Annotated in this window: 14 protein-coding genes; 7 read left to right on the top strand and 7 right to left on the bottom strand. The window is 40.2% G+C overall.

Annotated features, from left to right (window positions below):
• The first annotated feature begins 691 nt into the window (after positions 1-691).
• The 3 genes from BDD30_RS08880 to BDD30_RS08890 all read left to right on the top strand — a co-directional run bounded on the left by BDD30_RS08880 (position 692) and on the right by BDD30_RS08890 (position 3,699).
• Positions 692-2,965 carry a zinc/cadmium/mercury/lead-transporting ATPase gene (locus tag BDD30_RS08880; protein WP_015835815.1) on the top strand — a complete coding sequence of 758 codons (2,274 nt, stop codon included), beginning with the start codon at positions 692-694 and terminating at the stop codon, positions 2,963-2,965.
• Between the two features lie 214 nt (positions 2,966-3,179).
• Entirely contained in the window at positions 3,180-3,422 is a 243-nt protein-coding gene (locus tag BDD30_RS08885) for a type II toxin-antitoxin system ParD family antitoxin (RefSeq protein ID WP_015835816.1), read from the top strand.
• Positions 3,415-3,699, top strand: coding sequence for a type II toxin-antitoxin system RelE/ParE family toxin (locus tag BDD30_RS08890; RefSeq protein WP_015835817.1), 285 nt, complete (start codon positions 3,415-3,417; stop codon positions 3,697-3,699). Before BDD30_RS08885 ends, BDD30_RS08890 begins: the two co-directional genes overlap by 8 nt.
• A gap of 83 nt (positions 3,700-3,782) precedes the next feature.
• On the opposite strand, the gene tusA is transcribed toward BDD30_RS08890, so the two are convergent.
• Entirely contained in the window at positions 3,783-4,031 is a 249-nt protein-coding gene (gene tusA / locus BDD30_RS08895) for a sulfurtransferase TusA (protein WP_015835818.1), read from the bottom strand.
• A gap of 186 nt (positions 4,032-4,217) precedes the next feature.
• Between tusA and BDD30_RS08900 the strand changes: the two genes are divergently transcribed.
• A complete protein-coding gene (locus BDD30_RS08900; RefSeq protein WP_015835819.1) occupies positions 4,218-4,886 on the top strand; it encodes a 7-cyano-7-deazaguanine/7-aminomethyl-7-deazaguanine transporter in 669 nt (222 codons plus the stop codon).
• A gap of 246 nt (positions 4,887-5,132) precedes the next feature.
• Complete coding sequence (locus BDD30_RS08905; protein WP_015835820.1) at positions 5,133-6,233, top strand: glycerol dehydrogenase; 1,101 nt, start codon at positions 5,133-5,135, stop codon at positions 6,231-6,233.
• 98 nt (positions 6,234-6,331) lie between these two features.
• Here BDD30_RS08905 and BDD30_RS08910 read toward each other — a convergent pair whose 3' ends face one another.
• Positions 6,332-6,763, bottom strand: coding sequence for a DUF29 domain-containing protein (locus tag BDD30_RS08910; protein ID WP_015835821.1), 432 nt, complete (start codon positions 6,761-6,763; stop codon positions 6,332-6,334).
• A 230-nt stretch (positions 6,764-6,993) separates the two neighbouring features.
• A complete protein-coding gene (locus tag BDD30_RS08915; protein WP_015835822.1) occupies positions 6,994-7,425 on the bottom strand; it encodes a DUF29 domain-containing protein in 432 nt (143 codons plus the stop codon).
• Between the two features lie 618 nt (positions 7,426-8,043).
• On the opposite strand from BDD30_RS08915, the gene glpT reads away from it, so the two are divergent.
• Both glpT and glpQ read left to right on the top strand, forming a co-directional pair.
• Positions 8,044-9,393 (top strand): glycerol-3-phosphate transporter, encoded by a 1,350-nt coding sequence (glpT, locus tag BDD30_RS08920; protein ID WP_015835823.1) that lies wholly within the window; start codon positions 8,044-8,046, stop codon positions 9,391-9,393.
• Between the two features lie 135 nt (positions 9,394-9,528).
• Positions 9,529-10,605: a glycerophosphodiester phosphodiesterase gene (gene glpQ, locus BDD30_RS08925; protein ID WP_015835824.1), complete on the top strand. Its 1,077-nt coding sequence runs from the start codon at positions 9,529-9,531 to the stop codon at positions 10,603-10,605.
• 43 nt (positions 10,606-10,648) lie between these two features.
• Here glpQ and epmA read toward each other — a convergent pair whose 3' ends face one another.
• From epmA to BDD30_RS08945, 4 genes are all read right to left on the bottom strand, one after another.
• Positions 10,649-11,626: an elongation factor P--(R)-beta-lysine ligase gene (gene epmA / locus BDD30_RS08930; protein WP_041382439.1), complete on the bottom strand. Its 978-nt coding sequence runs from the start codon at positions 11,624-11,626 to the stop codon at positions 10,649-10,651.
• Positions 11,627-11,865: 239 nt separating this feature from the next.
• Positions 11,866-12,279 (bottom strand): fascin domain-containing protein, encoded by a 414-nt coding sequence (locus tag BDD30_RS08935; RefSeq protein WP_015835826.1) that lies wholly within the window; start codon positions 12,277-12,279, stop codon positions 11,866-11,868.
• Positions 12,280-12,970: 691 nt separating this feature from the next.
• Positions 12,971-13,219: a fascin domain-containing protein gene (locus BDD30_RS08940; protein ID WP_015835827.1), complete on the bottom strand. Its 249-nt coding sequence runs from the start codon at positions 13,217-13,219 to the stop codon at positions 12,971-12,973.
• A 514-nt stretch (positions 13,220-13,733) separates the two neighbouring features.
• Positions 13,734-14,153: a fascin domain-containing protein gene (locus BDD30_RS08945; RefSeq protein WP_015835828.1), complete on the bottom strand. Its 420-nt coding sequence runs from the start codon at positions 14,151-14,153 to the stop codon at positions 13,734-13,736.
• Positions 14,154-14,423 lie beyond the last annotated feature (270 nt).

Here is a 14,423-nt window from a genome sequence, read left to right on the forward strand (position 1 = left end):
ACCTTTCATCTTTAGGTATTTCTTGTGTTTCTATTTTTATTTTTCGAGAATGAATGCCAATTCTTCTATTCTTACTAAGTATTTCACCATATCCACCTAAGAGTTAGGTATTATACCGTAGAAATAACTTTATACCCTTCATCTTTCAAGTTGCTGCTTTGTTGGCTGCGTTCACTTGCCGCAGCACTGCAACTTGAAATCTATTGGGTATATACAGCATAAAACATAATTATTATTAACGTAATTAGTTAGAAACGATGCTGATCATTTTACCCTCCGAAATAAGAATGTTGATAAATTTCATTAACAAAATCACAACGATTTATTTATTCACATAATAAAAAACAAGTCAATAAAAATATTATTAAGCATTATAGACAAACTATACTTAGCTATAATTACTTTTCTCAATATAAAAATGTACCCACAAAAGAACCTTGCATTATGAATATTAGAAAAAATGCCCAATAGCATCCTGTGTATATTCCTTTTCCCCAGTAAGTGTTTACTTGAGTTGCTACGTGCTTATCTTATCTACATCATGAGGCCGGTATTGCAGATGAAAATCTGTATTAATGATAGGTAGCACAATTTATCCATTTATTTTCTCTTTTTCATTTGACTCTGGAGTAGGCTCCAAAGTGTAGAGTTTAATCATCATCCTGTGAATTAACTCTGTAAGGGGGAGCCCATGTACTCAAATTCAAACCAAAATAACACCCATCAACATAACCACCAGCATGGAAGCTGCTGTACAACTACCGCCTGTGCTGAGCAAGCTCAACATGTTAGTAAGCATTCACATAAACACAACAGTGCCTGTTCACATGAACACAGTCATTCTCATGACCCACAAGAAACACAGATACCTGAGCTTTTGGCAAGCCAGCGTTTTAGTTGGGTTGTTAATGGTATGGATTGCGCAAGCTGTGCACGTAAAATTGAAACGGCAGTTAAAAAAATTCCAGAAGTGAAACAAGTCAAAGTCCTGTTCGCCACTGAAAAACTGGTTGTAGATGCTGATACAGATATACGTTCAACAGTTATCCAAGCCGTCAACCAAGCTGGATTTAAACTTCACACCCCAAATGCAAATCAGAAAGCCCCCAAAGGCAACCGCTGGAAAGAACTTGCGCCAATCACCCTTCTCTCACTGATGATGCTAATAAGCTGGGGAATCTCCCATGTCAATGCCCCATTTGGCCGCATTGCCTTTATTATCACCACCTTGATTGGATTGGTACCTATTGTTAGCAAAGCCTGGAAGCTCATACGATCAGGTACACCATTTGCCATTGAAACACTAATGAGCGTTGCCGCCATCGGCGCACTGTTTATTGACGCCACCGCTGAAGCCGCAATGGTACTCCTGCTGTTTATGCTGGGTGAAATGTTAGAATCCTATGCTGCTGGCCGTGCACGTCGAGGAGTGAGTGCTTTGATGGCATTGGTGCCGGAAGAGGCACTGTTAGTAAAAAATGGCGAAAGAAAAACTGTTCCGGTCGCCGATCTTCGCCCTGGAGATATTATTGAAATTGCCCCGGGGGGACGTTTACCAACCGATGCTGAATTACTCAATTCATTCGCCAGCTTTGATGAAAGTGCCCTGACAGGAGAATCTATCCCGGTTGAACGCATACAGGGAGAAAAAGTTCCGGCAGGTTGTTTGTCCGTAGACCGTTCAGTGCAGATGAAAGTATTGTCTGAACAAGGCAACAACGCCATTGACCGCATCCTGCAACTGATTGAAGAAGCAGAAGAACGCCGCGCCCCTATTGAACGCTTTGTTGACCGTTTTAGCCGGATTTATACTCCGCTGATTATGCTGTTCTCTATGTTGGTTATCATTATTCCACCTACTGTATTCAGCCAGCCGTGGGAAACTTGGATCTACCGTGGTCTTACTCTGTTATTGATTGGTTGTCCTTGCGCATTGGTGATTTCTACACCTGCCGCAATCACTTCTGCCCTTGCCGCTGCAACCCGCCGAGGTGCACTGATCAAAGGCGGTGCGGCACTGGAACAACTCGGTCGAATCACAACCATTGCTTTTGATAAAACAGGTACATTGACAGCCGGTAAGCCACAAGTCACGGATGTACAACCAGCGGAGAATATCCGTGAATCTCAGCTATTAGCTCTGGCCTCTGCCGTAGAAAGTGGCTCCCACCACCCACTGGCCAACGCTATTTTGCAACATGCAGAAAGTAAAAACATTAATGTTACTGAAGCGGAACATCGTAAGGCACTGGCTGGTATCGGGGTTGAAGGTCAATTAGAGGGTAAACGCATCTTAGTCAGTACACCGGGTAAACTGCCAGAGAATACTTTGTCTAATGATTGGAAACAAAAAATTATTCAGTTGGAAGATGGAGGCAAAACGGTTGTTGCTGTGATGCATAGCGAACAATTCATTGGCCTTATCGCTATGCAAGATACATTACGTCAAGATGCGATAGGTGCCATCCATCTACTGAAAAGTCAGGGCATCAAATCAGTGATGCTAACAGGAGACAACCCACGTGCTGCGACTGCAATTGCCGGTCAGTTAGGAATGGACTTCCGCGCTGGATTAATGCCAGAAGATAAAGTCAAAGTTATCATGGAATTAAATAAAGACCACAGCACAATGATGGTTGGTGACGGCATTAATGATGCACCAGCAATGAAAGCTTCCAGTATCGGTGTCGCAATGGGAAGTGGTACTGATGTTGCGCTGGAAACCGCAGATGCAGCATTAACCCACAACCGTCTGACGGGTTTATCAGAAATCATCGCCCTGTCTCGCGCAACTCATAATAATATCCGCCAAAATATTGCTATTGCACTAGGACTAAAAGGGATTTTCCTTATCACTAGTCTGTTAGGCATTACTGGCCTGTGGATGGCAGTATTAGCTGATTCTGGCGCTACCGCTCTGGTAACTGCAAACGCAGTAAGATTACTGAGGATTAAAGTGAAATAACAAAACCATTTAACGATTAATGCCAATCATCAACTTCTTAAATTAAAGGGTATGGGGCCTATTCCAAGCGCCGATCCATATCCTTTTTTTGTTGCTACAGACAAAGTCAATGAAACCTATCACTATAAGGACATTTTTCTGATTGCTCCCTGGCATTACCTCTATGCTATACTTTGTGTGAATAATTCACACAAAGTATAGCATAGAGGTAGATATGGCAAGAACAACCAGTGTTACTATCGGAGAATATTTGGATAATTTTATAACCCGTATGATCCAAAACGGGCGTTATGGTTCAACCAGTGAAGTTGTACGTTCTGCATTGCGTTTACTGGAGCAACAAGAATACAAGATTGATTCACTTAGAGAAGCCATAGAACAAGGTGAACTTAGTGGTGAAAGTTCACTGACACTCAAAGACATTGCAGAACAGAAAAAGCGCTCATTGAATGTATAAACTATCCAATTTGGCAGCAGAGGACTTTGCAAGGATTTATGAATACACCCTCAACAACTTTGGTGTCGAACAAGCTGATCTCTATACAGATAACATAGAGAAATGTTTCAATTCTCTATTCCTTACTCCCTTTATGGACCGTGACAATTCAGATGTAAAAGCTGGGATTCGCCGTCACGATCACGGGCAACATGCCATTTTTTACCAGGTAAAGGTGGATTACATTTTCGTTGTTCGGATTTTACATCAACAAATGAATCCCGTTTTACACCTATAATCATGCTTAAAGCATAAAATCTTCACAAACTGAGCCTTTATTTAAGACTCAGTTCAATGATCAAATCACTGCTATGCTCAGAGTTAACTTTCTGTTTTCCGAACCAAATAGCGATAAGGCATTTGTTCAGTTTCTTGCGCAACAAGCTGATGCTCCATAAAACGACAAAAACTGGGAATATCGCGCGTAGTCGCCGGATCATCTGCAAGAATGAGTAACATCTGCCCGGCTTCCATATGGCGCACGGTTTTCCGCACCATCATCACAGGCTCAGGACAACGAAGCCCCTGTGTATCAAGGGTTTTGTCTGGGTTGGCAAAAACATCTGGCATAACTATCTCTGTAATTCCAAGCAACTTATGAAAGTCGATTATATTATAAAAAGGCTATCCAAAAATGAACTTTACAGGCAAGCATCTTGATTTTATGCACAACCGACGTATCATGCGCGGCGCCGTCAGTTAAAACGGCAGATATTCCATTGGGTTCCCTCACCCCATTATTCAAAAAGGTACAATATGCTTTCATTTACTACGTCGCAGCGAGCTGCAACTTTGATTTGGCTTTCGCTATTTCATATCCTAATTATTACTTCCAGTAATTATCTGGTGCAATTACCTATTTCTATCTTTGGTTTTCATACCACTTGGGGAGCATTTACTTTCCCATTTATTTTTCTTGCCACAGATTTAACTGTTCGTATCTATCATGCGTCATTTGCAAGACGAATCATTATCACCGTTATGATCCCTGCGTTACTGATCTCTTATGTTATTTCTGCCCTATTCTTCCAAGGAATATGGCAAGGTTTCACCGCACTGTCTGAATTCAACCTATTTGTTGCTCGCATTGCTTGCGCCAGTTTTATGGCCTATTTACTTGGGCAAGTACTGGATGTCTACGTCTTTAACCGGCTGCGGCGAAAACGTAACTGGTGGATTGCCCCAGCAGCTGCAATGTTCTTCGGCAACTTACTTGATACTCTCGCTTTTTTCTTTATTGCTTTTTACCGCAGTACAGATACTTTTATGGCCGCAAACTGGGTCGAGATTGGATTAGTCGATTACTGCTTCAAGTTATTAATCTGCCTACTATTTTTCCTACCAGCTTATGGTATTTTACTGAATTTGATCCTGAAGCACTTGTTCGCTTATCAGACTGACCGCGCCTATATCCAGGTTCACTGATTCTCATATGCCCGGTAAATATCGGGCATAGATCAAAAAAATGCATATTTCCCGCTATAAAATCGGTACAACCGTTTTTTTATCCATAACCGATCACTACTTTTTATCATATAGTGTTAACCCGTTAAGTAAATAAGTACTTTTTCACCCGAAACTCGTTTCCCTGTCTGTCACGTTTTGCTCCCTGTTCGTCAGGAAAATTGATGTGGTAAACAGGCACTGAATTTCCACAAAAGGAGTATTTTTATGCTGAAAGTTATCCAAGCTCCATCCAAATATATTCAAGGGCCTGACGCCTTACTCTCTATTGGTAAATACACGAAAACCATTGCCGACCACGTCTTTGTTATTATCGGCAACTCAGCAATGAAATTGGTGGGAGATACTGTTTATAACAGCCTGGAAGAATATGATGTTACTAGCCATTTTGAAGTGTTTGGTGGGGAATGTAGCCGAAATGAGATTCAACGTCTGTCTGATATTCTAAAAGAAAATGAATGCCAGGCGGTTATTGGTATCGGTGGCGGTAAGGTACAAGATACAGCAAAAGTGGTTGCCTACGAATCCAAATTACCCATTCTAATTGCCCCCACAATATCCTCGACTAATGCCCCATCCAGTGCCTTATCTGTTGTTTATACCGATGATGGCGAATTTGAAGATTATCTGTTTTTCCCAACAAACCCAGATATTGTACTGGTAGATACTGCTCTGATCGCCAAAGCACCAACCCGTTTTCTGGTTGCCGGAATTGGAGACGCACTGGCTACCTATTTTGAAGCCCGCATCTGTAGCACTGCCCATAAACCAAGAATGACAGATGGCGGGATATCCCGCACAGCAATGGCTCTTGCCCATCTATGTTACGAAACCTTATTAGAAGATGGTTATAAAGCAAAATTAGCCGTTGATGCTGGAGTCAGTACGCCGGCGGTAGAAAATGTTATCGAAGCCAGCATTTACCTGAGTGGCTTGGGATTTGAAAATACAGGTCTAGCCGCCGCACATTCCGTACACAATGGCTTTACCGTATTGGAAGAGTGCCACCACATGTACCACGGAGAAAAAGTTGCTTTCGGAGTAATAGTCCAACTCGTGCTGGAAAACAGTCCAAATGAAGAATTGGATACGGTACTCGATTTCTGTGTACAAGTAGGGCTACCTGTCACTCTGGATCAGCTTGGCGTGAAAGACGGTGAAAAACTGAAAGAAAAAGTGATGGCAGTAGCAAAAGCAAGTTGTGCTGAAGGTGAAACTATTCACAACATGCCTTTTGAAGTGACACCAGAAAAAGTGTACGCCGCTATTCTGGCGGCTGACCGGATGGGACGCGACTGGCTGTACTAAGTCTGAAATAAACGGAAACTGTCCGCCTTTATTTTTAACAACCAGAGTAACGCACTGATTAAAACCAGTGCGTTAGATAATAAATAAGTTCATCAAGGTTATTCAGGCCAGAAGTTCTCATCCATTATTTGTTCAAACGTCCAAGGGCAAATTTCAGGGAAAGCATCTTCTATCATGCCAGTCTCTTTTGACGCGAGTAATATGGCATCATCATAAGCATCATTGAACGATTCAACCAGTCGGTGCTTCAGGCTAGGACTTTCCTTCAAACAACGATTCACTTTTTTACGCTGAACATTAATCGTTAATGTCCAACTACGACTTCGTCTTACAGGTTGGTATTTCCATTTCAGTAAATGAGCGATTAAAACTTCGAGACGTGATTCGAATTCCCGTCGCTCACTACGCCCCATAGCCTCAATCTCCTCCAAAAGATTTTCAGTATCCAGCATATCAATATGGCCAGAACGGATGAGGTCTGCCTGCTCCAGAGTCCAACCATAAAAATCGCTATCATAACGTGTCGTCATGGTTCCTCCACTTGGCATATGGCATATCAGCTATACAATTATACAATCTCGATGAGTCTGTCAGATTATTAGCATACCGTCAAAATCGATTCACAGCTCATTCACCATCAATTGAGCAGTTGTCTTCGTCTGGAATAATACCTATGCAATATTGGAAGAACTCATCATGGACAGCTCCAGAACGACGCACCGCTCAAAACCAGTGCGTCAAATAAACAAATTTATCGAAATCATTCAGGCCAGAAATTCTCATCCATTATTTGTTCAAACGTCCAAGGGCAAATTTCAGGGAATACACTACGCCTGATATTAGTTTCCCGTTCAGCAGCAATAATGGCATCACCATAAGCATCAGAGATAATTTCGCTAAGTTCTGATTTTAAGCTAGGACTTCTTTTAAGACGACGAGCTATTTTCCTCCTCTGCTCTTCAATCGTAAGTCTCCAGCTTCGCCCCTGTCGTTCAGATTGGAATTGCCATTTTAGAAGGTGAAGGAACAGCAACTCAAGACGAGATTCCAGCTCGTTTCTTTGGCTATTCCCCATGCTTTCGATCTCCTCCAAAAGGTTTTCCGTATCCAACTGGTTCAGATTACCGGAACGAAGCAAACTAGCCTGCTCCTGAGTCCAACCATAAAAATCGCTATCATAACGTGTCGTCATGGTTCCTCCATTTGGCATATCGGCTATACGATATATAACCAATAAGTCTGTCAGATTTCTAACATACTATCAAAGCAGTATGTTTATCGCCAAAATCGATTACTCATTCACCATCACTTAAAAGACCCTAGCGTCTGGACGGATACATATATACCCTTCATCCTTCAAGTTGCTGCTTTGTTGGCTGCTTTCTCTCACCCCAGTCACAGAGTTATCTATGCTCCTGGGGATTCGTTCACTTGCCGCCACGCTGCAACTCGAAATTTATCGGGTATATAGCAACAAAATATGCATAAAAACTGTGGTTTTTGTTTGAAAAAGAACAAAAACGAACTAAAAACGCTCACCAATAAAGAAGTAAAGTTTGTTATTGTGACGACGGTCACAATTTCATTGATAAAGTACATTTTAAAAAGTTAACAAATCACTCAGAATTATTGCCAGGGCAAAACAGCTTTAACAACTGAGTCTTTTCTCACAGATAGATTGAGTCGTTTCGACTATCATAATTTTCGTTATAGAAAATAACCGCTTATAAAACTTCTCGTTTTCCCATCCGGTAACATTAGTCAACCGGTAAGTTGTTCATATAACCAGATAAGCCATCGGAGGCAAAATATGTTAAGTATTTTCAAGCCGGCGCCTCATAAGCCCCGACTGCCAACAGCACAGATAGATCCAGTCTATCGCCGTCTACGCTGGCAAATTTTTATGGGGATTTTCTTTGGTTACGCCGCTTATTATCTGGTAAGGAAGAACTTTGCTCTGGCAATGCCTTATCTGGTTGAGCAAGGTTTTTCCAAAGGTAATCTCGGTTTTGCACTATCAGGGATCTCTATCGCATACGGCTTCTCCAAATTCATCATGGGTTCCGTCTCCGACCGCTCCAACCCTCGGGTTTTCTTGCCCGCTGGTCTGATTCTCGCGGCAGCTGTCATGTTGTTCATGGGATTCGTTCCCTGGGCAACTTCCAGTATTGCTGTCATGTTCGTGTTGCTGTTCCTATGTGGTTGGTTCCAAGGTATGGGTTGGCCCCCTTGCGGACGTACTATGGTTCACTGGTGGTCACAGAAAGAACGGGGCGGTATCGTTTCTATCTGGAACTGCGCACATAATGTCGGTGGTGGTTTGCCGCCGTTACTGTTCCTGCTAGGTATGGCGTGGTTCAATGACTGGAAAGCGGCACTTTATATGCCCGCTTTCGCTGCAATCCTAGTGGCTCTGGTTGCCTTTGCTCTGATGCGCGACACACCACAATCTTGTGGCTTGCCACCCGTTGAAGAGTATAAAAACGATTATCCACCTGACTACACAGAGAAACACGAAAAAGAATTAACGGCCAAACAGATTTTCATGCAGTACGTATTACCAAACAAACTGTTATGGATGATTGCCATTGCCAACGTATTCGTTTACCTGTTGCGTTACGGCGTGCTTGACTGGTCACCAACCTATCTCCGTGAAGCTAAACATTTTGCGCTAGACAAATCTTCATGGGCTTACTTCCTGTACGAATATGCTGGTATCCCAGGTACTCTACTGTGCGGCTGGATGTCAGACAAAGTATTTAGAGGCAACCGTGGTGCAACCGGCGTCTTCTTTATGACCCTGGTCACTATCGCAACAATTGTATTCTGGCTAAACCCGGCTGGTAACCCAAATGTAGACATGGCTTGTATGCTGGTTATTGGCTTCCTGATCTACGGCCCAGTTATGCTGATCGGCTTGCACGCCCTTGAACTAGCACCTAAGAAAGCTGCGGGAACAGCCGCTGGTTTCACTGGCTTATTCGGTTACTTAGGTGGCTCAGTGGCGGCCAGTGCTATTGTCGGTTACACCGTTGACTTCTTCGGTTGGAACGGTGGCTTTATGGTCATGATAGGCGGTAGTGCTTTGTCTGTTATTTTATTGTTGATTGTTATGGTCAACGAAAACAAACATAAACAAGAATTAGCTCATCGCAGCTAATTACTGTCACTAAATTGTGATACATCATTAACATAATAAGCCGCAGCATTGCTTATGCTGCGGTTTTTTTAATCTGCCAAAAAAGATATTGTTAACACAGCACAGCAATCTCATCGCTAAAACGGAGAAATACATATGCAAACTCCAATAAAAACCATGATAACGGGCATTATTTTAGTATCTTCTATGTCAGGAATAGTTCAAGCGGCAGATAAAATTGTGATCGCTCATCGCGGTGCAAGCGGATATCTACCTGAACACACCTTACCTGCTAAAGCTATGGCTTATGCTGAAGGTGCGGATTATTTAGAACAAGACTTGGTTATGACGAAAGATAATGAGTTGGTGGTCCTACACGACCATTATCTTGATCGTGTCACTGACGTTGCCAATAAATTCCCTGACCGTGCTCGTCAAGACGGGCGCTACTATGCTATCGATTTCACCTTGCCCGAAATCAAATCACTGAAATTCACAGAAGGCTTCGAGATTCAAAATAACAAGCATATACAGACCTATGCCAATCGTTTTCCGATGTGGAAATCTGATTTCCGAATTCACACTTTTCAAGAAGAGATTGAATTTGTTCAGGGATTAAACCTATCTACTGGCAAAAACATCGGTATCTATCCTGAAATCAAAGCACCATGGTTCCACCAGCAGGAGGGAAAAGATATTTCCACTAAGGTGCTAACAGTGCTGAAAGAATATGGTTACACCCAAAAAAGCGACAAAGTTTATCTGCAATGCTTTGATGCTAACGAACTTAAACGTATCAAAAACGAACTAGAACCTAAATTGGGCATGAATCTGAAACTGATTCAACTTATCGCCTATACCGACTGGAACGAAACCTACGAACAACAATCAGATGGCAAATGGGTAAATTACAGCTATGACTGGATGTTCAAACCGGGCGCTATGAAAAAAGTGGCACAATATGCTGATGGCATTGGTCCTGATTACCATATGATTGTGGATGAGAGTTCTACACCAACCAATATTAAATTAACCAGTATGGTGAAAGACGCTCACGCTAACAATATAGAAGTCCACCCATACACCATTCGAGTTGATCAACTGCCTAAATACGCCATTAACGGCGATCAGCTGTTCGATATCATTTATAACCAGGCGAATGTAGACGGCGCATTCACAGATTTCCCTGATTTAGGGGTGAAATTCCTACAAAAACAGTATCAGCATAAGTAAGATGCAAACAGGGCGCTTTAATCAGCGCCCTGTAGTTTAATGATTATGCTTTGTTTACCGAAAAGGCAATAACATCACTAAGCTTTTCTGCTGCTAAAGCCAGCATCACTAAACGATCAACGCCAAGCGCCACACCTGCACACTCAGGCATTCCCTGTTTCAGAGCACCAATCAAATTTTCATCAACTGGCCGGACAGGTAAACCCAGCCCGGTACGTTTACAGTTATCCCGTTCAAAACGCTGACGTTGTTCATCACCATCAGTCAGTTCCCGGAAACCATTTGCCAGTTCAACGCCTTTGAAATAGACCTCAAAACGTTCTGCAACCCGGTGATCTTCTTTGCTGATTTCAGCCAGAGAAGCCTGAGAAGCCGGGAAATGGTAAATGAAAGTTGGCTTTTCAATACCAATATGTGGCTCAACACCGACGGTAAACAAAAGTTGCAATAAAGTATCCCGATCTTCCTCTGTATCAGCAATATTGCTCAGATCCAGTTTGGCGGCAACTTCACGCAATTTTTCTTTCTCTGCGGATAACGGGTCAATATCCAAATAACGTAAGAAAGCCTGCTGATAAGAGAGCAATTCTGCACTTTCGCAGTCAAGTATCTGCTGAAGTAAGTCATCCACCTCATTTATCAAGCGGTACATATCATAGTGAGGCCGGTACCATTCCAACATGGTAAATTCAGGATTATGATAACGACCCGCTTCCTCATTACGGAAACAGCGACTGAGCTGGTAAATAGAGCCACTTCCTGCCGCCAGTAGACGTTTCATGTGATATTCCGGACTTGTCATCAGATAAAGAGTCATTCCATCTGAGGCGCCTGGACCAACAAACTCTGTCTGAAAAGGAAACAAGTGGATATCAGTCACTGTAGACTGACTCATCGCTGGTGTTTCAACTTCCAATACCCCGCGATCTGCGAAAAAGCGCCGTATTTCAGCTAAAATAGTCGCCCGTTTCAACAAGTTGGCGATAGGTGCACTTGGCTGCCAGTTTGCTGTTTCGCTCATGTAAAGGACTCCAAAATAAAACAAAACATGCAGTCTACCTGCATCACACATATCAGACAAATTATTACTATCTGATCATCCCGGAACAACTGAGCTTGTCTGGCATCGATACTACAACAAATTTGCTACAGCCAAATAGGTCATTATTAACTATCTGTCGAAATACTACCGCCAGATAAAGAAGAAATTGTGGTCGATTATATTCACCACAAAAAAACCGATACCAGCCAAGGTCACGATTACTCTAACAGCGTTATCAATTTAAATCGACAATACTCATCTATATAAGTTTTATCCGGTTTAATATAATTAATACCTTTTATGTTGATCCGGCTCAGATATTTCCCATTATCTGCACGCAAAGCTATTACGTTATCTTCAATATCTTCTACAGTAAATTTAGAATAAATATCAATACTCGATTTTGCAGCTTCAATATAGCTACCGCCAGGTCGAAGAATTCGACTCAAATAGAGTCCATTGTCTGCCCGAAGTGCCATCGTATGAGCATCAAATAGTTCCACTATATACCTGGAAGAAGCGCCAATAGTATATCTACCCGCCTGAATATAATTAATTTTTCCTTGACTGAATCGACTCAAATAGAGTCCATTATCTGCCTGTAATGCAATAGTGTGATCTGGTAGTGCCATCATATTCTCCTGTTTAAAAATATTTAATCTATTAAACTAATTACTTATATACCCAATAGATTTCGAGTTGCAGCGCGACGGCAAGTGAATGAATCCCCAGGAGCATAGATAACTATGTGACTGGGGTGAGTGAACGCAGCCAACAAAGCAGCAACTTGAAGGATGAAGGGTATAGAATATCATTCAAACACTATCTCTACTCTCTATGCCTGTGAAAAAAAATGCCTTTATTGAATACACAAGATTACCATTATAATTAAATAATAGGATATATTTTTCTCTTTGCCTTGAATGATTAAATTAATTAAAAAAATTATCACTCTTATTTATCAAATAACCACAGTTCATTTTCACATTTAAATTAGGATAACAACAAACTATAAACTAACAATAAATCATTTCAGATAACTAATTATAGAATTATATATAGCATTAATAACATATTATTAATGAATTATTTTAGAATAAATAATTAATCTTTTTATTTAATACATTAAATGACCAATCATATTATTTTAATAACAAAATAATAGTGGTCAGTTTTATCTGACCACAACAAAGCCAATGCCAGCAAAAATCACGGTTTATCCGATGAGTGTTGTCATTTTAAATTGGCAATACACATCTATACCCAATAGATTTCAAGATGCATCGCGACGGCAAGGGAGCGAATCCCCGGGAGCATAGCTAACTATGTGACCGGGGTGAGTGAGTGCAGCCAACAAAGAGGCAACTTGAAAGATGACGGGTATATATTAGCCTTCTCAGGCTTAATATAGTTAATACCGTCGAGAGAAACCCTACTTAGGTATTTACCATTATCTGCACGCAGAGCTACCACATTACATCCAACATCTTCTACTGTAAAAATAGAAAAAATATCAATATTTGTTTTCTCTGCTTCAATAAAGTCACCATCAATTTGATTGACCCGACTCAAATAAAGTCAATTATCTGCTTGTAATGCGATAGTGATATTTGTAACTCCCATGATATTCTCCTATTTTAATATATTTACTTTCTTAAGTTGATTACACGACATTACTTATAGAACATCATTTAAATACTGTATCCATTCACTTAATTTGTAAAAACTCTTTATTTAATATATACAATCAGCATACTCAATAAATAATAAAATATATCTTTATCTTTATCTTTATTCTCAATAATAGAACAGATTGTTACTCCACTTTACGATTATTCATAAAACAATTATAATAAATTATTATTTTTGAATTAAAAAGCACTATAGATAAGGCAAAAAACATTTAATATGACAAATTACAAATAATACCCAGAAAACATCATCAACCAATTACCTTAAAATGGCAATGTGTCTTTTACCTATGTATTAATTCACGAATATTATTGTTAAAAAAATAATAACAATAGCGGCCAGTTTTACCTAACCACTATAATATCAAAGTAAACAAAAATCACTATTTAACCTTTTATAGTTTTATCACTTTAAACTGGCAATGTATATCTACATCGCCTTTATCCGGTTTAATATAGCTGAAAATACCTCCTGTATTGATCCGACTAAGATATTTACCATTATCCGCACACAAAGCTATCACATTATTATCGATATCTTCTATTGTAAAAATAGAATAAATATCAATATTCGATTTCACAGCAGCAATATAATCACCACCAACCAGAGAAAACCGACTTAAATAGAGTCCATTATTTGCACGAAGTACTATTCTATTAGCGCTAATCTGTATTACAGAATATTTTGAGTAAATATCAATAGTAGATTTATTCGCTTCAATAAAATCAATTCCGCCACCACCTCCCCGATCAATTCTACTTAGAAAAAGTCCATTATCTGCCTGTAATGCGATGGTACCACTTAATAATCCCATAATATTATCCTTGTTAATATATATTTAATTAGATTAATTATATAACACCGTATTAATACTCTATTTTTACTGTTTCATTGAATATAAAATCTCTTTATTGAATATATACAACCAATATTATCTTTAAATAATAAAATATATTTTATTTTTATTTCTAGTAATATGGTTATTTAAAGTTAAATTATGACATTTATTTATTAAATATCACCATTTAATTCTCACAAAAAATTAAAATAACAACATACTATAGCCGCTATTTTTATTACTATA

It is taken from the genome of Photorhabdus asymbiotica, assembly GCF_003634575.1.
GTDB classification, from domain to species: domain Bacteria; phylum Pseudomonadota; class Gammaproteobacteria; order Enterobacterales; family Enterobacteriaceae; genus Photorhabdus; species Photorhabdus asymbiotica.